Source organism: Pseudomonas aestiva (assembly GCF_039908605.1).
GTDB lineage: Bacteria > Pseudomonadota > Gammaproteobacteria > Pseudomonadales > Pseudomonadaceae > Chryseomonas > Chryseomonas aestiva.
Map to the genome: position 1 here is coordinate 1,126,616 of NZ_CP150916.1, position 21,768 is coordinate 1,148,383.

The following is a 21,768-nucleotide window of genomic DNA, read 5'->3' on the forward strand; positions in this document are numbered from 1 at the left end:
GTCCACGCGGGATGGTGCCGGAGGTTGCCGGTGGAAAACGCTGGCGCGGTTTTCCACGCTACGAGGGTTCGAGCGCGGCGGCCCTCACATATCCTGGGGCGTTTCCCGGGCGGGGCGGTCGTCGGCGATGGCGGGGACGTGCAGGCCGGTCTTGGCCAGTTGCTGACCTTCCATCTGCGGCTGGGTGGTCCAGGTGAGGATGTCGTAATAACGGCGCACGTTCTGCACGAACTCCACCGTCTCGCCGCCGCGGGCGTAGCCGTAGCGGGTCTTGCTGTACCACTGCTTCTGCGCCAGGCGCGGCAGCATCTTCTTCACGTCCAGCCAGCGATCCGGGTCCAGGCCCTGGGATTCGGCCAGCCGGCGGGCGTCGAGGATATGGGCGATGCCGATGTTGTAGGTGGCCAGGGCGAACCAGGTGCGATCCGGTTCGTGGATGCTGTCGGGCAACTCGTCGCGGATCTGGTCGAAGTACTTGGCGCCGCCGGTGATGCTCTGCTCCGGATCCAGGCGGTTGGCGACGCCCATGGCCTGGGCCGTGTTGTTGGTCAGCATCATCAGGCCGCGCACCCCGGTCTTGGAGGTGGCGTCCGGGGTCCATAGCGACTCCTGGTAGCCCATGGCGGCGAGCAGGCGCCAGTCCAGCTGATGCTTCTGCGCCACCTTGCGGAAGTGCTTCTCGTACTTGGGCAGGCGTTCCTGCAGGTGCTGGGCGAAGGTGTAGGCGCCCACATAGCCAAGGACGTCAACGTGACCGTAGTAGCGCTCCTTGAGCTGCTGCAGGGTGCCGTCGCGGCGGACCTTGTCCAGGTAGGCGTTGACCGCATCGAGCAGGCTGTTGTCCTCCCCGGGTTGCAGTGCCCAGGCCTGGCCCTGGTTGTCGCCCAGGTCGAAGGCCACCCGCACGTTGGGAAAGTACACCTGGTTCATGGCCAGTTCGTTGGAATCCACCAGAGTCAGGTCGATCTGGCCTTCGTCGACCATGCGCAACAGGTCGCTGACCTCCACCTGATCGGATTCGTCGAAGGTGAGTCCCGCTACCTGAGCCTGCAACGCCCTGAGCTGCTGCGCCTGGCTGCTGCCCTTGAGCACCAGGATGCGCTTGCCGACCAGATCCTTGGGGGTGCTGGGGCGGACGGTGCCGTTGCGGTAGATGACCTGGGGCACCACGTCCAGATAGCTGCGGGAAAATTTCAGATTCTGGCGATTGACCGAGGGCGTGAGGCCGGCCGCGGCGATCACCGGGCCGTCCGGCGCGGTCAGGCGATTGAAGAGGTCGTCGAGGTTGTCGGCGGTGCTGATTTCCAGGCGCACCTTGAGGGATTCGGCGAAGCCCTTGACCAGTTCGTATTCGAAACCGGTCTCGCCGTTGCGGTCCTGGAAGTAGGTCGCCGGACTGTTGCGCGTCACCACGCGCAGCACACCCGCCTGCTGCACCTGCTCCAGCGCGGTCGGCTTGGGCGGCGCAGGCACGTCGGCCTCCCCGCAGCTCATGAGCAAGGCGAGGAAGGGCAGGGTAAGCCAGGCGAATCGCTTGAAGGCTCTATTCAAATGGGCTAGCTCGGCCATACGGCATCAAAACGGCACTGGCGCCTTGCTGACGCGCCTCATCGGTCGGCCCCTCCGGGCACTCGTTATGGTCGGGACGCTCCGCGCCACCGGTCCGGCCAAAGGCTCTATCCTGAGCCCAATGGGGAGCCGCGTCCATGGGGCGCGGCAGGCCGTAACGGCGGGCAGTATACGCGAGAAGTGGCACAGCGCCCATTTTATACATACAAGAGTGGTGGTAAGGCTGCATGAACCCTCGTCGCCGGAAGGTGTCCCCGGCGCGCCTTTAGGCTAGAATGCACGGCCCCAAAGTGACTTGGCCCCGAGGCTGTCCCCGATGCTGATCCTGCGCGGCGCTCCCGCTCTTTCTTCGTTCCGTCACGGCAAACTTCTCGACCAGCTGACTCGCCTGGTTCCCGGTGTCTCCGGGCTCTATGCCGAGTTCGTTCATTTCGCCGAAGTCGCCGGCACCCTGAGCGCGGAGGAAGAGGGCATCCTCGGCCGACTGCTGCAATACGGCCCCAGCGTCCCCCAGCAGGAACCCAGCGGCGCGCTGTTCCTCATCGTGCCCCGCCTGGGCACCATCTCGCCCTGGTCGAGCAAGGCCACCGACATCGCCCACAACTGTGGCCTGGCGCAGATCGAGCGCCTGGAGCGCGGCGTGGCCTACTATGTCGCCGGCGAACTGGACGCCGCTGCCCACGCGCAGCTGGCCGCCGCCCTGCATGACCGCATGACCCAGCGCGTGCTGCCGACTCTGGACGCCGCCGCCGACATCTTCAGCCATGCCACGCCCAGGCCGCTCACCGCGGTGGACGTGCTCGGCGGTGGTCACGCTGCCCTGGAGCAGGCCAATCTCGAGCTGGGCCTGGCCCTGGCCGATGACGAGATCGACTACCTGGTCAAGAGCTTCACCGCCCTGGGGCGCAATCCCCATGACATCGAACTCATGATGTTCGCCCAGGCCAACTCCGAGCACTGCCGGCACAAGATCTTCAATGCCAGCTGGGACCTCGACGGCGAGAGCCAGGAGAAGTCGCTGTTCGGCATGATCAAGAACACCTTTGAGCTGAACCGCGCCGGCGTGCTGTCCGCCTACAAGGACAACGCCGCGGTCATGGAAGGCTTCACCGCCGGGCGCTTCTATCCCGACGCCGAGTCCCGCGAGTACGGCGCGCACAGCCAGCCCGTGCACATCCTGATGAAGGTGGAAACCCACAACCACCCGACCGCCATCGCCCCCTTCCCCGGCGCCTCCACCGGTTCCGGCGGCGAGATCCGCGACGAAGGCGCCACCGGTCGCGGCTCCAAGCCCAAGGCGGGCCTGACCGGCTTCACCGTCTCCAACCTGAACATCCCCGGTTTCACACAGCCTTGGGAGCAGCCCTACGGCAAGCCCGAGCGCATCGTCACCCCGCTGGACATCATGATCGAGGGCCCGCTGGGCGGCGCCGCCTTCAACAACGAATTCGGTCGCCCGGCCCTGGCTGGCTACTTCCGCACCTTCGAACAGCAGGTCGAGACCCCCCGCGGTCCCGAGGTGCGCGGCTATCACAAGCCGATCATGCTCGCCGGCGGCCTGGGCAACATCCGCGCCGACCATGTACAGAAAGGCGACATCTCGGTGGGCGGCAAGCTCATCGTGCTCGGTGGTCCGGCCATGCTGATCGGCCTGGGCGGCGGCGCGGCCTCGTCCATGTCCACCGGCGCCAGCTCCGCCGACCTGGATTTCGCCTCGGTGCAGCGCGAGAACCCGGAAATGGAGCGCCGCTGCCAGGAGGTCATCGACCGCTGCTGGCAGCTGGGTGAAAACAATCCCATCACCTTTATCCACGACGTGGGTGCGGGCGGCCTGTCCAACGCCTTCCCCGAGCTGGTCAACGATGCCGGTCGCGGTGGTCGTTTCGAATTGCGCAACGTGCCCAACGACGAGCCGGGCATGAGTCCGCTGGAGATCTGGTGCAACGAGTCCCAGGAGCGCTACGTGCTCTCCGTGGACGCCGAGAACTTCGAGACCTTCAAGGCCATCTGCGAACGCGAGCGTTGCCCCTTCGCCGTGGTCGGCGAAGCCACCGAGGAGCGCCAGCTGACCGTGGCCGACAGCCACTTCGGCAACAACGCCGTGGACATGCCGCTGGACGTCCTGCTCGGCAAGCCGCCGCGCATGCACCGCAGCGCCACCCGGGAAGCCGAACTGGGCGACGCCTTCGACGGCGCCGGGCTGGACCTGACCGAGTCGGTGGAGCGCGTCCTGCGCCACCCGGCCGTGGCCAGCAAGAGCTTCCTGATCACCATCGGCGACCGCACCATCACCGGCCTGGTCGCCCGCGACCAGATGGTCGGCCCCTGGCAGGTGCCGGTGGCCGACTGCGCCGTGACCGCCACCAGTTTCGACGTCCACACCGGCGAAGCCATGGCCATGGGCGAGCGCACCCCGCTGGCGCTGCTCGACGCGCCTGCTTCCGGCCGCATGGCCATCGGCGAGACCATCACCAACCTGGCCGCCGCGCGCATCGAGAAGCTCGGCGACATCAAGCTGTCCGCCAACTGGATGGCCGCTGCTGGCCACCCCGGCGAAGACGCGCGTCTCTATGAAACCGTCAAGGCGGTGGGCATGGAGCTGTGCCCGCAGCTGGGCATCACCATCCCGGTCGGCAAGGACTCCATGTCCATGAAGACCCGCTGGCAGGACGGTGGCGAAGACAAGAGCGTCACCGCGCCGCTGTCGCTGGTGATCACCGGCTTCGCCCCGGTGCAGGACATCCGCCGTACCCTGACCCCCCAGCTGCGCCTGGACAAGGGCCAGACCGACCTGATCCTCATCGATCTGGGTCGCGGCCAGAATCGCCTGGGCGGCTCCATCCTCGCCCAGACCCACGGCAAGCTCGGCCAGCAGGCCCCCGACGTCGACCAGGCCGAAGACCTCAAGGCCTTCTTCGCGGTGATCCAGGGTCTCAATCAGGACGGCCTGCTGCTGGCATACCACGACCGTTCCGACGGTGGCCTCATCACCACGGTGGTGGAAATGGCCTTCGCCGGTCACTGCGGCCTGGCCCTGCGCCTGGACGCCCTGGCCGCCGACCGTGACGAACTGACCCGCGCGCTGTTCGCCGAGGAGCTGGGCGCCGTCATCCAGGTGCCCCAGGACTTCACCCACGAGGTGCTGGCCCAGTTCAGCGCGGCCGGTCTGGAAGACTGCGTGGCGGTGATCGGCAACCCGGTCAACGGCTACGAGATCAACATCCACTACCACGACGAGCACCTCTACCAGGCCGAGCGGCGCATGCTGCAGCGCGTCTGGAGCGAGACCAGCTTCCAGATCCAGCGCCTGCGCGACAACGCCGAGTGCGCCCAGCAGGAATTCGATGCCCTGCTGGAAGAGGATCATCCGGGGCTGTCGGCCAAGCTGGCCTACGACCCCAACGAAGACATCTGCGCCCCCTACATCAAGAAGGGCGTGCGGCCGCAGGTCGCCATCCTGCGCGAGCAGGGCGTCAACGGTCAGGTGGAGATGGGCGCGGCCTTCGATCGCGCCGGTTTCGCCGCCATCGACGTGCACATGAGCGACATCCTTTCCGGCCGCATCGACCTGGCGGACTTCAAGGGCGTGGTCGCCTGTGGCGGCTTCTCCTATGGCGACGTCCTCGGCGCCGGCGGTGGCTGGGCCAAGTCCATCCTGTTCAATGCCCGTGCCCGTGACGGCTTCCAGCAGTTCTTCGAGCGCACCGACACCTTCACCCTGGGCGTGTGCAATGGTTGCCAGATGGTCGCCAACCTGCGCGAGCTGGTGCCTGGCAGCGAATTCTGGCCGCGCTTCGTGCGCAACCGCTCCGAGCAGTTCGAGGCGCGGGTGGCCATGGTCCAGGTGCAGGATTCGCCCTCGCTGTTCCTCGCCGGCATGGCCGGGTCGCGGCTGCCCATCGCCATCGCCCACGGCGAAGGCTTCGCCGAGTATCCGGACCAGCAGGCGCTGGTCGCCGCTGACGTCTCCGGCACCGTGGCGCTGCGCTATGTCGATGGCCACAGCAAGGTCACCGAGACCTATCCGGCCAACCCCAACGGCTCGCCGCTGGGCATCACCGGGCTGTCCAGCCAGGACGGTCGCGTACTGCTGATGATGCCGCACCCCGAGCGCTGCTTCCGGGCCGTGCAGAACTCCTGGATTCCTGCCGACTGGCAGGGCGAGGACGGCGGCTGGATGCGCCTGTTCCGCAATGCGCGGGTCTGGGTGGACTAAGGGTTCGGCGTCTGGCCAGACTTGCTCGACCTGCGGTCGGGTGAGCCTGGCTCATAGGCTCTCTTCCAAACCGACGGCGAGCCACCCGGCATCCGCCGCTGCGCTCTTACCCCCTCTCCCTCAGGGAGAGGGCTGGGGTGAGGGCCACCCAGCCGGAGAGCGTCACCATGCTCAAACTCTGCTTCTATGTCCCCGACTCTCACCTGGAAGCCGTCAAGCAGGCGATCTTCGCCGTGGGCGCTGGCCGCATCGGTCTGTACGACAGCTGTTGTTGGCAGGTCCAGGGCCTCGGCCAGTTCCGCCCGTTGCCGGGCAGCCAGCCGCACCTGGGCGAGCAGGGCAGTCTCGAACAGGTCGCCGAATGGCGGGTGGAACTGGTGCTGGCCGACGAGCAAGTCGCCCGCCAGGCCGTGGCGGCGCTCAAGGGGGCGCATCCCTATGAGACGCCGGCCTATGACGTGGTGCAGGTGCTGAATTTCTAGGGTTCAGGGATAACCCAGAACCGTCCTGATCCGCGGCAACTCACGCTCGACCCAGCGCGGATCCACCGCGCCCCAGTCGCGGATCTCGTAGCACCCGGCGTTGTTGCGGGCGCCGTCGCCCTGCACGAACTGACAGTCGATATCCAGATCGGCCAGCGCCAGCAGGGTGTCCTGGGCCGTGCGCCTTGGCATCCCGGTAGCGGCCATCAACGCCGGCACGCTGGTGGCGGTGCCGCTGGCCACCAGCCAGGCCACATAGAGGCGGCGATAGAAGCTGGTCTTGGTCTTGCTCACGTCCATGTCATTGGTCCTGATGAGCGCTAAGCGTTGATTTCAAAACAGTTGGAAGAGGATCTGAGACTCGTGGGGAAAGCGTGTCTTCCGTCCGGCTCAAGGCACCCTCAGTTAGCGTCTCTCACGGCGCGAAGCTGATCCAGCAGCCCGGGCAGATCGTCCCGGATGATGCTCCAGAGGATGTCGTCGTCGATACCCAGGTAACCATGGATCAGTCGATTGCGCGTCGCTATGACCTGGCGCTAGGGAATGTCTGGGTAATTCTCACGCACTACCGCTGGGATGCGTGTCGCCGCCTCGCCGATCAACTCGAGATTGCGCAGCGTCGCATCATAGACCAGGGTATTGGCCACGAAGGTAGTCCTGCTCAATCCCGCGCAATAGGTAATGGCCTTCTCAGTGAAGTCGATCATGTCCTCTATATAGAAAGTCCAGAGGCGCTCCTCAGACATGGATGGCATCTCGCTCCACGAGCGGACGTAACTCGCCGCGTAGCGCTTTTTCAGTAACCAGATCGACGGGGTGCCCCAGCTGATCTTCGAGGTGGAACTGCACGCCGAAGTAACGCTCCGAGGTGGCCGGTCCGTCGAAGTCGACCAGGATGTCGATGTCACTGTCGGCTCTGGCCATTCCTCGCGACGCCGAGCCGAACAGGGCGAGTGAAACCAGCCCGTAGCGCGCGGCCAGATAGGGCTTGCTGAGGCGAAGCTTGGTCAGAATGACGTCGCGTTCCAAGGTCCTGACCTCGGCAGAGGAGATTCGAGTCAGTCTGGCATGGATCGGCAGGGGCTTCCAACTCGCTACCTCGTTGTCGGCTTCCCAGGCAGTGGGGTGACGGCTGACCGACCTGCATGAGGGAAAACGCCGCAGTCGTCTCCGACTGCGGCGTTTGCGTTACAGCGTCGCGATGCGCTGCCGCTGGTCCACCATCTTGGCCAGGGCCTGCTCGGCTTCGGCCAGTTTGGCGCGCTCCTTCTCCAGCACCTCGGCCGGGGCCTTGGCGACGAAGCCTTCATTGGCCAGCTTGCCGCCGACGCGCTTGACCTCGCCTTCCAGGCGGCCGATCTCCTTGTCCAGGCGCGTAAGTTCCGCGTCCTTGTCGATCAGGCCAGCCATGGGCACCAGCACTTCCATCTCGCCTACCAGGGTGGTGGCGGACATCGGCGCTTCCTCGCCGGCGGCCAGGACGCGGACCGATTCCAGCTTGGCCAGCTTGTTCAGCAGCGGCTCGAAGTCGGCCAGGCGGCGCTGGTCCTCGGCACTGGCATTGGCGACGATGATGTCGATGCGCTTGGCCATGGAGATCTTCATCTCGCCACGGATCTGCCGTACGCCCAGCATCAGCGCCTTGACCCACTCGATGTCGCCTTCGGCGGCGGCATCGATGCGCGCCTCGTTGGCCACCGGCCAGGGTTGCAGCATCAGGGTCTCGCCCTGGACACCGGCCGGCGCCTTGAGGCGCTGCCAGATTTCCTCGGTGATGAAGGGCATGAAGGGATGCGCCAGGCGCAGCACCACTTCCAGTACCCGCGCCAGGGTACGGCGGGTGCCGCGCTGACGCTCGATGGAGGCGTTCTCGTCCCACAGCACCGGCTTCACCAGTTCCAGGTACCAGGCGCAGTACTCGTCCCAGACGAATTCGTAGAGCGCCTGGGTGGCCAGGTCGAAACGGAAGGCGTCGAGCTGACGGGTCACCTCGGCCTCGGTGCGTTGCAGCTGGGAGATGATCCAGCGATCCACCGAGGACAGCTCGACCGGTTCGTCGTTGACGCCGGTATCCTGGCCCTCGACGTTCTCCATGACGAAGTTCGCCGCGTTCCACAGCTTGTTGCAGAAGTTGCGGTAGCCCTCGACGCGACCCATGTCGAACTTGACGTCGCGGCCGGTGGTGGCCAGGGAGCAGAAGGTGAATCTCAGGGCATCGGTGCCGTAGCTGGCGATGCCGTCCGGGAATTCGGCGCGGGTCTGCTTGGCGATCTTCTCGGCCAGCTTGGGCTGCATCAGGCCGCTGGTGCGCTTCTCCAGCAGGGTGTCCAGGTCGATGCCGTCGACGATGTCCAGCGGGTCGAGCACGTTGCCCTTGGACTTGGACATCTTCTGGCCCTGGCCATCGCGCACCAGGCCATGGACGTAGACGGTCTTGAACGGGATCTGCCCGGTCAGGTGGGTGGACAGCATGATCATCCGGGCGACCCAGAAGAAGATGATGTCGAAGCCGGTCACCAGCACGTCGGTGGGGTGGAAGGTCTTCAGCGCCTCGGTCTGCTCGGGCCAGCCCAGGGTGGAGAAGGTCCACAGGCCTGAGCTGAACCAGGTGTCCAGCACGTCGTCGTCCTGACGCAGGGCGATGTCACCCAGGTTGTGCTTGGCGCGTACCTCGGCCTCGTCGCGACCGACGTAGACGTTGCCGGCCTGGTCGTACCAGGCGGGAATGCGGTGGCCCCACCAGAGCTGGCGACTGATGCACCAGTCCTGGATGTCGCGCATCCAGCTGAAGTACATGTTCTCGTACTGCTTGGGCACGAATTGCACCTCGCCGCTCTCGACGACGGCGATGGCCTTCTCGGCCAGGGGCTTGGTGGAAACGTACCACTGGTCGGTCAGCCAGGGCTCGATCACGGTGCCGGAGCGGTCGCCCTTGGGCACCTTGAGGGCGTGGTCGTCGATCTTTTCCAGGCGGCCGGCGGCCTCCAGGTCGGCGACGATGCGCTTGCGCGCCTCGAAGCGGTCCAGCCCGGCGTAGGCGGTGGGGAGGGTGGCGTCGAACATGCCGTTGACGCTGCCGTCCAGGTTGAACACCTGGGCGCCGGGGAGGACGGCCGCATCGGCATCGAAGATGTTGATCAGCGGCAGGTTGTGTCGCTTGCCGACTTCATAGTCGTTGAAGTCGTGGGCCGGGGTGATCTTGACGCAGCCGGTGCCGAATTCGGGGTCGCAGTAGTCGTCACCGACGATGGGGATGCGCCGGCCCACCAGGGGCAGCTCGACGTACTGGCCGATCAGGTCCTTGTAGCGCGGGTCTTCCGGGTGCACGGCCACGGCGGCATCGCCCAGCAGGGTCTCGGGGCGGGTGGTGGCGACCACCAGATGGTCCATGCCCTCGGCGGTGCGGGCGCCATCGGCCAGCGGATAGCGCAGGTGCCAGAGATGACCCTTCTCGTCATGGCTTTCCACTTCCAGGTCGGAAATGGCGGTGTGCAGCTTGGTGTCCCAGTTGACCAGGCGCTTGCCGCGATAGATCAGGCCGTCCTCGTGCAGGCGCACGAAGGCTTCCTTGACCGCCTCGGAGAGGCCCTCGTCCATGGTGAAGCGCTCGCGCGACCAGTCCACCGAGGAGCCCAGGCGGCGGATCTGCCGGCTGATATTGCCCCCGGATTCGTTCTTCCATTCCCAGACCTTCTCCAGGAATTTCTCCCGGCCCAGGTCATGGCGCGACAGGCCCTCGGCGCCGATGCGGCGTTCCACCAGCATCTGGGTGGCGATGCCGGCGTGGTCCGTGCCCGGCTGCCAGAGGGTGTTGCGACCCTGCATGCGGCGGAAGCGGATCAGGGCGTCCATGATGGCGTTGTTGAAGCCATGGCCCATGTGCAGGCTGCCGGTCACGTTCGGCGGCGGGATCATGATGGTGTAGGGCTCGCCCGACCCCTGGGGCGCGAAATGGCCCTGGCGTTCCCAGGTCTGGTACCAGGAGGTTTCGATGGCGTGCGGCTGGTAGGTCTTGTCCATGGAGGGGGCTTTTGTCGCTGGAAGAGGAAAGCCTCCGAGTATAGCGACTCCGGCCCGCCGACGGCAGGGCGCCTTGGCGCCCCGCGCTCAGGGACGCTGCAGCAGTTCTTCCAGGCGCTGCTGGAGACGGCGCTGCAATTCGGCTTCCAGGCGTGGCAACTGCTCGTCGAGCAGTTCCTGAAGAATGGTCGGTGCTTCCTGGCGCAGGCGCACCTGGGCCAGGTCTTCATGGGGCGCGCTGGGCGTCACCTCTGCGATGACGTCCGGCACGATCTGGTCGAGCAGCGGCGGAATGGCCTTGAGCCGCTCGGCGCTGGGCGCTATGACATCGGAGAGGATGGGGATGCCATCGGCGCTGCTCGGATGGACCGTGTTACGGCTCTTGTCGAGCACCTGGCGGATGGCTTCGAGGTCTTGCAGGACGTGCGCGGGAGGCTTGGTGCTGGTCATGAAATCAGACACGTGACAGCTGATGATCCTGTAGAGCATAGCCAAGCTTGCGGTAGAAGCGAAAACCTTCGCGCATCGCCTGGCGGACTTCGGGGGCCTCGACGACCACTTCGGCGATCCGGGCGAAACCCGCATGGCAGGGCGGCGGCGCCAGACTGAGGTTGATCAGCAGTTCACCCCTCTGCTCGGCGGGCGTGGTCAGGCCGAGCACCACCGGGCTGTCGCTGGATGTTTCCGCAAGATCGTGGGGAACGAAGCTGTCCGGGCGGAAGGCCCACAGCTGGTCATCCAGGCGCTGGCGCTGCTCGGCGTCGGCGCAGTGCACATAGACCGGCATGCCCTGCTTCCAGGCCTTGTCCACCAGCCGACAGGCGAAGGCCAGCCGCGCCGCGGGATCGGTGGAGGGTAGAACATAGAAGTCGACACGGGTCATGGCGGATCACGAAGAAGGGGGGGGAACGGCAAGGCCGCGACGTAGGGGCGTCGCGGCCTCTATAGGCGTTAGCGCGTGTTCAAAGTCTCGCGAGCTAGAGCCAAACAAGGCGAAAAGACCTGAGGAAGCGGAGTTTACAAAACGTAAATGAGCATTCCGAAGGTCTTTTCAACGCCGTTTGGCCGACGCGCAGCAGACTTTGAGCAGGTGCTTAGGCCTCGGCGGTGCGGTCGAGCAGGTACTGCACCAGCAGCGGGACTGGACGACCGGTGGCGGCCTTGTCCTTGCCGCCGCTGATCCAGGCGGTACCGGCCACGTCCAGGTGCACCCAGGGATAGGCCTTGGCGTAGCGCGCCAGGAAGCAGCCGGCGGTGATGGTGCCGGCCTTGGGGCCGCCGATGTTGGCCATGTCGGCGAAGGGACTGTCCAGCTGCTCCTGGTATTCGTCGTGCAGCGGCAGTTGCCAGACGCGGTCGTCGGCGCGATCGCCGGCCTGCTTGACCTGGTCGATCAGGGCGTCGTCGTTGCCCATCAGGCCCGAGACCAGCGAACCCAGCGCGGTGATGCAGGCGCCGGTGAGGGTGGCGATGTCGATCACCGCCTTGGGCTGGAAGCGCTCGGCGTAGGTGAGGGTATCGCACAGCACCAGGCGGCCTTCGGCGTCGGTGTTGAGGATCTCGATGGTCTGGCCGCTCATGCTGGTGACGATGTCACCCGGACGCGTAGCGGTGCCGCTGGGCATGTTCTCGGCCAGGGCCAGGAGGCCCACCACGTTGATCGCCGGCTTGAGCTCCATGAGGGCGCGGAAGGTGCCCAGGACGCTGGCGGCGCCGCACATGTCGTACTTCATCTCGTCCATGCCGGCGCTGGGCTTGATGCTGATGCCGCCGGTGTCGAAGGTGATGCCCTTGCCGACCAGGGTGTAGGGCTGGGCATTCTTGGCGCCGCCCTTGTACTGCAGCACCACCAGGCGCGGCGGCTGGGCGCTGCCCTGGGCCACGGCGAGGAAAGAGCCCATGCCCAGTTCGCGCATCTTCTTCTCGTCGAGCACCTCGACGGAGAGCCCCGCGTCCTTGAACTGCTTGCCCAGGGCCTTGGCCTGATCGGCCACATAGACCGGGTTGCAGACGTTCGGCGGCAGGTTGCCGAAGTCCTTGGCGTAAGCGGTGCCGTGGGTGATCGCCAGGGCATGGGCCAGGGCGCGTTCGGCTTCCGGCTGGGAGGCCTTGGTGGTGACCAGGGTCAGCTTCTTCAGCGGCCGCGGCTCGGCCTTCTTGCTCTTGAAGCGATCGAAGACATAGTCGCCATCGGCCAGGGTCTCGGCCAGCAGGCGCAGGCGGGCATAGCCGTCACGATTCTTGACCGGCACATCGCCGAGGGCGATGGCGGCGTCGCTGCCGCCCAGACTCTTGAGCACGCTCAGGGCGCCGCTGGCCAGTTTGCGGTACTGGCGGTCGGACAGCCCTTCGCTGGCGCCGCTACCCACCAGCAGCACGCGCTCGGCCTTGAGGCCAGGCAGGTTGGTCAGCAGCAGGGTCTGGCCGGCCTTGCCGGCGATGTCGCCGCGCTTGACGGCCGCGCTCAGGGCGCCGGAAGTGGCAGCGTCCACGGCGCTGGCCGCTGCGTCGAGCGCACCGCCTTCACCGACGGCCACGACCAGCGTGGCGGTTTTCAGGGTTTCCGGACGAGCGTTTTTGACGACGAATTCCATTAGGAGAAGCTCCCCAAGACAAACACATGAGTTCGCAGGATATAATGCGGGGCTTTCGCCAGGGCCTTTCCCGGCGATCGGCCTTCAACGGGTGGGCCTTGCAACGCAAGCCATGCAGCCGAGCTAGTGTGAGCGTTCGCGCCAGAGCCTGACAACCCTGGAGAATCCTGTTTGATCGTCTTCCGCTATCTGTCTCGAGAAGTTCTCACCACCCTCGGTGCGGTCAGTGCCGTGCTGCTGGTGATCATCATGAGCGGCCGCTTCATCAAGTACCTGGCCCAGGCGGCCCAGGGCCTGCTGGATCCGGGTGTGCTGCTGCTCATCATGGCCTACCGCATCCCCGGCTTCCTTCAGCTGATCCTACCGCTAGGACTCTTCCTCGGCTTCCTGCTGGCCTATGGCCGGCTGTACCTGGACAGCGAGATGACCGTGCTCACCGCCACCGGCCTGAGTCCGCGCCGCCTGCTGGCCTACAGCATGGCGCCCGCCGCGCTGGTGGCCCTGGTGGTTGCCTGGCTGAGTCTGTCGCTGGCGCCCCTGGGCGTGCAGAAGGTCACCACCATCCTCAACCAGCAGGACGCCATGACCGAGTTCGACACCCTCGAACCCGGCCGCTTCCAGTCGCTGCGGGACAACTCGCGGGTCACCTACACCGAGCGCCTCTCGGCGGATCGCAGCCAGCTGGGCGGCGTCTTCATTTCCGAGCGCAACACCTCCACCGCTGGCGGCAAGGACCGCGGCGTGGGCGTGCTGGTGGCCGACACCGGCCGGCAGGAAATTCACCCGGACGGCAGTCGCTACCTGATCCTGCAGAACGGCTTCCGCTACGACGGCGTCCCCGGCCAGGCCGACTACCGCGCGGTGCAGTACGACACCTATGGCGTGCTCCTGCCCAAGCCCGCGGTCAGCGAGGACATCAGCGAGCGTGACGCCGTCACCACTGGCGAACTCATGCGCAGCAACGAGCTGCAGTATCGCGGCGAACTGCAATGGCGGCTGTCGCTGCCGATCCTGGTGTTCATCGTGACCCTCATCGCCGTGCCCCTGGCCAAGGTCAATCCGCGCCAGGGCCGCTTCCTCAAGCTGCTGCCGGCGATCCTGCTGTACATGGCCTACCTGTCGCTGCTGATCGCCGCCCGCGGCGCCCTGGACAAGGGCCGCCTGCCGCCGGCCATCGGCCTGTGGGGCGTGCACCTGCTGTTCCTGGTGCTCGGCCTGCTGCTGGCCTTCTGGGAACCGCTCAAGGCGCGTCTGCGCGGTCACAAGCCGGAGGTAGCGGCATGAACAAGCTCGACTGGTACATAGGGCGCACCGTCTTCGTCAGCATCCTCGCGGTGCTGGGCGTGATCGTCGGTCTGGCCCTGCTGTTCGCCTTCATCGACCAGCTCGGCGACTTCGATGACAACTACGGCGTCGCCGAGGCGCTCAAGTTCGTCCTCCTGACCTCGCCGCGGCGCGCCTACGAGATGCTGCCCATGGCCGCGCTCATCGGCTGCCTGATCGGCCTGGGCACCCTGGCCAGCAGCAGCGAACTGATCGTGATGCGCGCCGCCGGTGTTTCCCTGGGACGCATCGTCTGGGCGGTGATGAAGCCGATGTTCGTGCTGCTCATCGCCGGCATCCTGGTCGGTGAGTACGTGGCGCCCTGGTCGGAAAACCTGGCGCAGAGCGGCCGCGCCCTGGCGCAGAGCGCCGGCAAGGCGCAGAGCTCGCGCCATGGCCTCTGGCATCGTCAGGGTCACGAGTACACCCACGTCAACGCGGTGCAGCCCAATGGCCTGCTGCTGGGCGTGACGCGCTACGAATTCGACGACAATCGCCACCTGCTGCAATCCAGCTTCGCCCAGCGCGGCATCTATCGCGGCGATCACTGGGAGCTGGAAAACGTCAGCATCACCGACTTCGGCAATCGCCAGACCAGCATCCGTCAGGAGCCCAAGGTGATCTGGAACGTCGAGCTGACGCCGCAGGTGCTCGACACCGTGATCATGGAGCCGGATGCGCTGTCGATTTCCGGGCTGTGGTGGTACATCCACTACCTGGCCGATCAGGGGCTGAGCAACAAGAGCTACTGGCTGGCGTTCTGGTCGAAGATCTTCCAGCCGCTGGTGACCGCCGCCCTGGTGCTGATGGCGATCTCCTTCATCTTCGGTCCGCTGCGTTCGGTGACCCTGGGCCAGCGGATCTTCACCGGGGTGATCATCGGCTTCGCCCTGCGGATCTTCCAGGATCTGCTCGGGCCCTCCAGCCTGGTGTTCGGCTTCTCGCCGCTGCTGGCCGTGCTGGCACCGGCGCTGCTCTGCGCCGTGGCCGGGGTGCTGTTGCTGCGCCGGGCCGGCTAGGGCCACCCGGCGGCGCCGCTCGCTAGGCGGCGCCCTTGCTCGCTGCCGGCTGCGGCTGCAACCAGCCGGCGTGCGCTTCGCAGAAATTCAGGATCCGCTGCACGCGGCGGATCTGATCCCGATGGCGGCATTCGCCCACCACGGTACGCACCAGCAGATCGACGTTCTGCATGTGAATCAGGCGCAGATCCGCGCTCATGTCGGGGCAGGCTTCCATCTCGTCCATGCGCGTCTCGCAGCGCGAGAGCAGCCGCTCGATGAAGGCCGGGGAGAAGCGGGCGGGGGCCTGGGCCGTTTCCAGGTCCTTGACCGCCACCTGGGAGAGGGGGGAGAGCGTTTCCATGCGCAAGATCTCGCGTCCGTATCGATGTCTTACTATTGCATGCTTTGCCCCTGCGTTTCAGCTGCCGGTGGTCAGCTGGCTATCCGGTCGTTTCTGGGGCTCAGCGCGGATGTCCGGGTGCTTCTGTCGCCACGTCGAGCAGCGCTGAACGCGCCTTAAGATAAGACTGCTTCTGCTGCAAGTCGGCCGGATGATCGATGGTGAGCCCGGCCAGATAGCTCTGCCAGGCGGCCAGATAGGCCTTCTGCGCATTGCGCAGCAGTCGATCCTGGCCGGCGGGTAACTGGTCCGCGGCCTGCTTTTCTTCGGCAGCGGCCTGGGTCTGGCAACTGCTCAGCCGCCGACGAAAGTCCGCCAGCCGCCCTTGCTCGCCCGCCAGGCGGGCGTTGTTGCCATGCAGCACCAGCAACTCGCAGCCATAGAGGGCGCTGTGCAACCGGGCCTGCAGCGTCCAGCTGGGCGAGCGACTCAGGTCTATGCCGGCACCGGCTGGCTGGGCCGGTTGCTGCACGGCGCAGCCACCCAGGATCAGCAGTAGGACGAGCAGCAGGGGAGGGCACAGACGCATCTTCCGGTCTCGGCAAAGCTCAGGCAGGGACCAGCCTACTGGTAACGTTGCCATTCCCGATACTTGTCCATCAGATAGTTGCCGACTGGCTGCCGCTTCTGGCAGTCCTCACCGCTCAGCGGACTCGGCTCGCAGAGCGGGCCGGCATCGCTGTAGTGACTGCAGCCGGACAGCAGCAGCGCGAAGCCAAGCGATATCCATTTCAACAGGCATCCTTCCTCATGATGAAAGCGGGAGTGGGGTGATCAAGGACGTGCCCGATCAGTGGGAGTCGGCGCATTGGAAGGTACAGGAACCGCACTTTATGCAGTGCTGCGTACCTTCGGAATTCGTCCAATCTGTATCGCTTGGCCGTCTTGCTGCCCGGGTAACATACCCTTCCTGCCCCGGGTAATGGCCGTCATGCAACTGAGCGACATTCCATTCGGGACCACTGATTGGTCGAAAATCGAACCTGTAGTCCATGCGGGAACGACCGGCTTGGCGCTTTGGCGTACCTGCCAGTTTGGGGCAATACGAGTCCGCATGGTCGAGTACAGTGAGGGTTACCTTGCCGATCACTGGTGCAGCAAGGGACACATCCTGCTTTGCCTGGAGGGTCGGCTGGATACCGAGCTGGCCGATGGTCGCGTCTTCACCTTGACCGCCGGCATGAGTTACCAGGTGGCCGACAATGCAGAGGCTCACAGATCCTCGACCGCTACTGGGGCTAGGTTATTCGTCGTGGATTGAGGCTCGTATCGACGCCGCGACCAGGGCGCACCAGGCACAAAAAAACCGCCTCAAGGGGCGGTTTCTTCAGTTTCCATGCCTCTCAGAGGCGGCCTGGAAGGTACAACTTGGTGCCCCGGGGGAGACTCGAACTCCCACTCCTTTCGGAAACGGATTTTGAATCCGCCGCGTCTACCGGTTCCGCCACCGGGGCAATGGCGGCGGAGTATAGGGACGCGGGCAGGCCCGGTCAATCCAAAGTGCTTTGGTGAAAAAGGTCGCTTCCGGTAAGCTGTGCGGCCTTTCGAGATCTACCTGCCATGCACGTCGCCGACTTCCATTTCGACCTTCCCGAATCCCTCATCGCCCGTCATCCGCTGGCCGAGCGCCGCGGCAGTCGATTGCTGGTGCTCGACGGCCCCAGCGGTGAGCTGAGTCATCGCCACTTCGCCGATCTGCTGGGTTATCTGCGACCTGGCGACCTGATGGTGTTCAACGACACCCGGGTGATACCCGCACGGCTGTTCGGCCAGAAGGCCAGTGGCGGCAAGGTGGAGATCCTGGTGGAGCGGGTGCTGGACGAAGAGCGGGTGCTGGCCCATGTGCGTTCCAGCAAGTCGCCCAAGCCGGGCAGCCGCCTCCTCATCGACGGCGGTGCCGAGGCCGAGATGGTGGCGCGCCACGAGGCGCTGTTCGAATTGAAATTCGCCGAGCCGGTGCTGCCGCTGCTGGAGCGGGTCGGTCACATGCCGCTGCCGCCCTATATCGACCGGCCCGACGAAGCCGAGGATCGCGAGCGCTACCAGACCGTCTATGCGCGCAATGCCGGCGCGGTGGCCGCGCCCACCGCCGGGTTGCACTTCGACGAGCCGCTGCTGGAGGCCATCCGCGCCAAGGGCGTGGCGACCGCCTTCGTCACCCTGCACGTCGGTGCCGGTACCTTCCAGCCGGTGCGGGTGGAAAAGATCGAAGACCACCACATGCACCGCGAGTGGCTGCAGGTCGACCAGGCCGTGGTGGATGCCGTGGCCGCCTGCCGCGCCCGTGGCGGCCGGGTGATCGCCGTCGGCACCACCAGCGTGCGTTCGCTGGAAAGCGCCGCCCGTGACGGCGAGCTCCAGGCCTTCGCCGGCGAGACGGACATCTTTCTCTATCCCGGCCGGCCCTTCCACGTGGTCGATGCGCTGGTGACCAACTTCCACCTGCCCGAGTCGACCCTGCTGATGCTGGTGTCGGCCTTCGCCGGTTACCGCGAGACCATGGCCGCCTATGCCACGGCCGTGGCCGAGGGCTATCGCTTCTTCAGTTATGGCGACGCCATGTTCATCACCCGCAATCCCGGGGCCCAGGGCCCGGAGAGCTGATATGAGTTTCATGAATTTCGAATTGCTGGCCACCGAGGGCAAGGCCCGTCGCGGTCGCCTGACCTTTCCCCGCGGCGTGGTCGAGACCCCGGCCTTCATGCCGGTCGGTACCTACGGCACGGTCAAGGGCATGCTGCCCGACAGCGTCGCCGATATCGGTGCCCAGATCATCCTCGGCAACACCTTCCATCTCTGGCTACGGCCCGGGACCGAGGTGATCCAGCGCCATGGCGACCTGCACGACTTCATGCAGTGGCAGGGGCCGATCCTCACCGATTCCGGCGGCTTCCAGGTGTTCAGCCTGGGCGCGCTGCGCAAGATCAAGGAGGAGGGCGTCTACTTCGCCTCGCCGGTGGACGGCGCCAAGGTCTTCATGGGCCCCGAGGAATCCATGGCGGTGCAACGCGCCCTGGGCTCGGACATCGTGATGATCTTCGACGAGTGCACGCCTTATCCGGCGGACTTCGACACCGCGCGTCGCTCCATGGAACTGTCGCTGCGCTGGGCCAAGCGCTCCCGGGAAGCCCATGGCGACAATCCCTCGGCGCTGTTCGGCATCGTCCAGGGCGGCATGCACGAAGAACTGCGCCTGAGATCCCTGGAAGGGCTGGAAGGCATCGGCTTCGACGGCTATGCCATCGGCGGCCTGTCGGTGGGTGAGCCCAAGGAAGAGATGATCCGGGTGCTGGACTTCCTGCCACCGCACCTGCCGGCGGACAAGCCGCGCTACCTGATGGGCGTGGGCAAGCCGGAAGACCTGGTGGAAGGCGTGCGCCGCGGCGTCGACATGTTCGACTGCGTGATGCCCACCCGCAACGCCCGCAACGGCCATCTGTTCATCGACACCGGCGTGCTCAAGCTGCGCAACGCCGTGCACCGTCACGACGAGACGCCGCTGGATCCCACCTGCGACTGTTACACCTGCAAACATTTCTCCCGGGCCTATCTGCACCATCTGGATAAATGCGGGGAAATGCTGGGGAGTATGCTGAATACGATCCACAACCTGCGGTATTACCAGCGCGTGATGGCCGGTTTGCGCCAGGCTATCCAAGAGGGTAAATTGGCCGACTTTGTGGACGCCTTCTATGCACGGCGCGGCCTGCCTACGCCGCCGCTCGACCGCTGAAAGCCCCTGTCCGATCGTCCAGGCGAAACGGCGCTCGCGCGTCCTTCGCCAGGTGCGTGAGCGGGGTCCCGAGGCGGTCGGAACGGCTGCGAGCGACCCCCGGCATCTCTTCTTTTTCCGTCATCCAACTCTGCAAGGAGTAGTGCAATGAGTTTTCTGATTTCCACGGCCCAGGCCCAGGAAGCTGCCGCGCCGGCCGCCAACGCTGCACCGGGAGGTGAATACATTCAGTTCATCTTCCTGATCGGCTTCGTGGTGATCTTCTATTTCCTGATCTGGCGTCCCCAGGCCAAGCGCACCAAGGATCACAAGAACCTGATCGGCGGCTTGCAGAAGGGTGACGAAGTGGTGACCACCGGTGGTATCGCCGGCCGCATCAACAAGGTCACCGACGAGTTCGTGGTGCTGGAAGTGTCCGACAACGTCGAACTGAAATTCCAGAAGGGCGCCATCGCCGCGACCCTGCCGAAAGGCACCCTGAAGGCGCTCTGAGCCTTCCTCAATCTAGCTAACACCGGGGCGCGCAAGGCGCCCCGCCTTTATCTCGGGCGGTGTCATGCTCAACAAATATCCCCTCTGGAAGTACCTGCTGATCCTGGCCGTACTGGTCGTGGGCGCCATCTATTCGGTTCCTAATCTGTACCCCGACGATCCGGCCCTGCAGATCAGCGCTTCCAGCACCGAACGCGCGGTGACCCCCGCCGAGGTCCAGCGTGTAGACGCGGCCCTGGCGCAGGCGAAGCTCGCCGTGAAGTCCAGTGATCTCAACGCCAATGGCAGCCGGGTGCTGATCCGCCTGACCCGCGCCGACGATCAGCTGCCGGCCCAAGAAGTGGTCCGACGTACCCTCGGCGACGACTTCGTGGTCGCCCTGAACCTGGCTCCTACCACGCCGCAGTGGCTGCGCAAGCTGGGCGCCAGCCCGATGAAGCTCGGCCTGGACCTGTCCGGCGGTGTGCACTTCCTGCTGGCGGTTGACATGGACAAGGCCGTGGATGCGCGCCTGAAGGTCTATGACAACGAGGTCAAGACCCTGCTGCGTCGCGAGAAGGTGCGCTATCGCAGCATGCCCGACCAGAACGGTGCCCTGCAGCTCGGCTTCACCGACGCCGCCGACCTGCAGCAGGCGCAGAGCCTGATCCGCAAGAACTACACTGATTTCGAGCTGACCACCGATACTCGAGGTGACCTGCAGGTGCTGCGTCTGCAGCTGACCGAGGCCAAGCTGCGCGAGATCCGCAACTATGCCGTCACCCAGAACCTGACCACGGTGCGCAACCGGGTCAACGAACTGGGCGTGGCCGAGCCGCTGGTGCAGCGTCAGGGCGCCGACCGCATCGTGGTCGAGCTGCCGGGCGTGCAGGACACCGCCGAAGCCAAGCGCATCCTCGGCAAGACCGCCAACCTGGAATTCCGCCTGGCCGCCACGGCGGACACCCCGCGGGCCTCCACCGAGAGCTTCGAATTCCGCGAGCCCGGTCGCCCTGCGGTGCCGCTGGAGCGTAACGTCATCATCACCGGTGACCAGGTCACCGACGCCTCGGCCAGCTTCGACGAAAACGGCCGGCCCCAGGTCAACATCCGTCTGGATGGCCATGGCGGCGATCTGATCAACCGCGCTACTCGCAGCAACGTCGGCCGCAGCATGGCCGTGGTGTTCATCGAGCAGCGTCCGGTCACCCGTTACACCACCCAGACCGTGGATGGCGTGCAGAAGGAAGTGGCGGTGCCCGGCTTCGAGGAAGAGCGGCGCATCATCAGCCTGGCGACCATCCAGTCGGCCCTGGGCAACAGCTTCCGCATCACCGGCCTGAATGGCTCGGGCGAGGCCTCGGAACTGGCGCTGCTGCTGCGTGCCGGTGGCCTGGCCGCACCCATGTACTTCGCCGAAGAACGCACCCTTGGCCCGAGCCTAGGCGCCGACAACATCGAGAAGGGCATCGATGCCTCGCTGTGGGGCATGGTCTTCGTCTCGCTGTTCCTGATCGCCATCTACCGCTTCTTCGGGTTGCTGGCGACGGTCGCCCTGGGCTTCAACATGGTGCTGCTGATGGCCTTGATGTCCATCCTGCATGCCACCCTGACCCTGCCGGGTATCGCCGGTATCGTCCTGACAATGGGCCAGGCGGTGGACGCCAACGTGCTGATCTTCTCGCGGATCCGCGAAGAGATCGCCAACGGCATGCCGATCCAGCGCGCCATCCATGAGGGCTTCAGTCGCGCCTTCACGGCGATCCTGGACTCCAACCTGACGACCCTGCTGGTGGGCGCCATCCTGTTCGCCATGGGCACCGGGCCGGTCAAGGGCTTCGCCGTGACCATGTCGCTGGGTATCTTCACCTCCCTGTTCACCGCCATCTTCGTGACCCGTGCCATGGTCAACCTGATTTATGGCGGCCGGAACGTCAAGAAGCTGTGGATTTGAGGACG

Annotated in this window: 19 protein-coding genes, 1 tRNA gene and 1 pseudogene; 9 read left to right on the forward strand and 12 right to left on the reverse strand. The window is 65.6% G+C overall.

Going from position 1 to position 21,768, the window contains the following annotated elements:
• Positions 1–84: 84 nt before the first annotated feature.
• Positions 85–1,569 carry a membrane-bound lytic murein transglycosylase MltF gene (gene mltF / locus AABM56_RS05235; RefSeq protein ID WP_133863121.1) on the reverse strand — a complete coding sequence of 495 codons (1,485 nt, stop codon included), beginning with the start codon at positions 1,567–1,569 and terminating at the stop codon, positions 85–87.
• A gap of 316 nt (positions 1,570–1,885) precedes the next feature.
• On the opposite strand from mltF, the gene purL reads away from it, so the two are divergent.
• Together purL and AABM56_RS05245 are read left to right on the forward strand one after the other, a co-directional pair.
• Complete coding sequence (gene purL / locus AABM56_RS05240) at positions 1,886–5,785, forward strand: phosphoribosylformylglycinamidine synthase (RefSeq protein WP_133863122.1); 3,900 nt, start codon at positions 1,886–1,888, stop codon at positions 5,783–5,785.
• Positions 5,786–5,952: 167 nt separating this feature from the next.
• Positions 5,953–6,267, forward strand: coding sequence for an NGG1p interacting factor NIF3 (locus tag AABM56_RS05245; RefSeq protein WP_133863123.1), 315 nt, complete (start codon positions 5,953–5,955; stop codon positions 6,265–6,267).
• A 3-nt stretch (positions 6,268–6,270) separates the two neighbouring features.
• Here the strand turns inward: AABM56_RS05245 and AABM56_RS05250 are convergent, their stop codons facing one another.
• The 7 genes and pseudogenes from AABM56_RS05250 to AABM56_RS05280 form a co-directional block, all read right to left on the reverse strand.
• Positions 6,271–6,567 (reverse strand): winged helix-turn-helix domain-containing protein, encoded by a 297-nt coding sequence (locus AABM56_RS05250; RefSeq protein ID WP_347883888.1) that lies wholly within the window; start codon positions 6,565–6,567, stop codon positions 6,271–6,273.
• A gap of 101 nt (positions 6,568–6,668) precedes the next feature.
• A pseudogene (locus tag AABM56_RS05255) lies at positions 6,669–7,022 on the reverse strand (DUF86 domain-containing protein).
• Positions 7,006–7,296 carry a nucleotidyltransferase family protein gene (locus tag AABM56_RS05260; RefSeq protein WP_133863126.1) on the reverse strand — a complete coding sequence of 97 codons (291 nt, stop codon included), beginning with the start codon at positions 7,294–7,296 and terminating at the stop codon, positions 7,006–7,008. Before AABM56_RS05260 ends, AABM56_RS05255 begins: the two are co-directional and overlap by 17 nt.
• 159 nt (positions 7,297–7,455) lie before the next feature.
• Complete coding sequence (locus AABM56_RS05265; RefSeq protein WP_133863127.1) at positions 7,456–10,287, reverse strand: valine--tRNA ligase; 2,832 nt, start codon at positions 10,285–10,287, stop codon at positions 7,456–7,458.
• Between the two features lie 87 nt (positions 10,288–10,374).
• Positions 10,375–10,737, reverse strand: coding sequence for a hypothetical protein (locus AABM56_RS05270; RefSeq protein WP_133863128.1), 363 nt, complete (start codon positions 10,735–10,737; stop codon positions 10,375–10,377).
• Positions 10,738–10,741: 4 nt separating this feature from the next.
• Positions 10,742–11,170 carry a DNA polymerase III subunit chi gene (locus AABM56_RS05275; protein WP_133863129.1) on the reverse strand — a complete coding sequence of 143 codons (429 nt, stop codon included), beginning with the start codon at positions 11,168–11,170 and terminating at the stop codon, positions 10,742–10,744.
• A 211-nt stretch (positions 11,171–11,381) separates the two neighbouring features.
• On the reverse strand, positions 11,382–12,881 hold the full coding sequence (locus AABM56_RS05280; RefSeq protein ID WP_133863130.1) for a leucyl aminopeptidase: 1,500 nt from the start codon (positions 12,879–12,881) through the stop codon (positions 11,382–11,384).
• A 171-nt stretch (positions 12,882–13,052) separates the two neighbouring features.
• Between AABM56_RS05280 and lptF the strand changes: the two genes are divergently transcribed.
• Together lptF and lptG are read left to right on the forward strand one after the other, a co-directional pair.
• Positions 13,053–14,165 carry an LPS export ABC transporter permease LptF gene (lptF, locus tag AABM56_RS05285; RefSeq protein ID WP_133863131.1) on the forward strand — a complete coding sequence of 371 codons (1,113 nt, stop codon included), beginning with the start codon at positions 13,053–13,055 and terminating at the stop codon, positions 14,163–14,165.
• A complete protein-coding gene (gene lptG, locus AABM56_RS05290; RefSeq protein ID WP_133863132.1) occupies positions 14,162–15,223 on the forward strand; it encodes an LPS export ABC transporter permease LptG in 1,062 nt (353 codons plus the stop codon). The genes lptF and lptG overlap by 4 nt, the downstream gene beginning before the upstream one ends.
• A 22-nt stretch (positions 15,224–15,245) precedes the next feature.
• Here lptG and AABM56_RS05295 read toward each other — a convergent pair whose 3' ends face one another.
• The 3 genes from AABM56_RS05295 to AABM56_RS05305 all read right to left on the reverse strand — a co-directional run bounded on the left by AABM56_RS05295 (position 15,246) and on the right by AABM56_RS05305 (position 16,340).
• Positions 15,246–15,566 (reverse strand): hypothetical protein, encoded by a 321-nt coding sequence (locus AABM56_RS05295; RefSeq protein ID WP_133863133.1) that lies wholly within the window; start codon positions 15,564–15,566, stop codon positions 15,246–15,248.
• Between the two features lie 100 nt (positions 15,567–15,666).
• A complete protein-coding gene (locus AABM56_RS05300) occupies positions 15,667–16,134 on the reverse strand; it encodes a hypothetical protein (RefSeq protein ID WP_133863134.1) in 468 nt (155 codons plus the stop codon).
• 35 nt (positions 16,135–16,169) lie between these two features.
• Positions 16,170–16,340, reverse strand: coding sequence for a hypothetical protein (locus AABM56_RS05305; RefSeq protein WP_263259680.1), 171 nt, complete (start codon positions 16,338–16,340; stop codon positions 16,170–16,172).
• A gap of 196 nt (positions 16,341–16,536) precedes the next feature.
• Here AABM56_RS05305 and AABM56_RS05310 point away from each other — a divergent pair, with 196 nt between their 5' ends.
• Complete coding sequence (locus tag AABM56_RS05310) at positions 16,537–16,866, forward strand: DHCW motif cupin fold protein (protein WP_133863135.1); 330 nt, start codon at positions 16,537–16,539, stop codon at positions 16,864–16,866.
• A gap of 108 nt (positions 16,867–16,974) precedes the next feature.
• Here the strand turns inward: AABM56_RS05310 and AABM56_RS05315 are convergent.
• A tRNA-Leu gene (locus AABM56_RS05315) sits at positions 16,975–17,059 on the reverse strand.
• Between the two features lie 106 nt (positions 17,060–17,165).
• Between AABM56_RS05315 and queA the strand changes: the two genes are divergently transcribed.
• The 4 genes from queA (at position 17,166) to secD (ending at position 21,763) form a co-directional block, all read left to right on the forward strand.
• Positions 17,166–18,209, forward strand: a complete 1,044-nt coding sequence (gene queA / locus AABM56_RS05320) for a tRNA preQ1(34) S-adenosylmethionine ribosyltransferase-isomerase QueA (protein WP_133863136.1) — start codon at positions 17,166–17,168, stop codon at positions 18,207–18,209.
• Between the two features lie 10 nt (positions 18,210–18,219).
• Positions 18,220–19,338: a tRNA guanosine(34) transglycosylase Tgt gene (tgt, locus tag AABM56_RS05325; protein WP_051226203.1), complete on the forward strand. Its 1,119-nt coding sequence runs from the start codon at positions 18,220–18,222 to the stop codon at positions 19,336–19,338.
• 147 nt (positions 19,339–19,485) lie between these two features.
• Positions 19,486–19,830 (forward strand): preprotein translocase subunit YajC, encoded by a 345-nt coding sequence (yajC, locus tag AABM56_RS05330; protein WP_007162951.1) that lies wholly within the window; start codon positions 19,486–19,488, stop codon positions 19,828–19,830.
• Positions 19,831–19,894: 64 nt separating this feature from the next.
• Positions 19,895–21,763 (forward strand): protein translocase subunit SecD, encoded by a 1,869-nt coding sequence (gene secD / locus AABM56_RS05335; protein ID WP_133863137.1) that lies wholly within the window; start codon positions 19,895–19,897, stop codon positions 21,761–21,763.
• Positions 21,764–21,768: the final 5 nt, after the last annotated feature.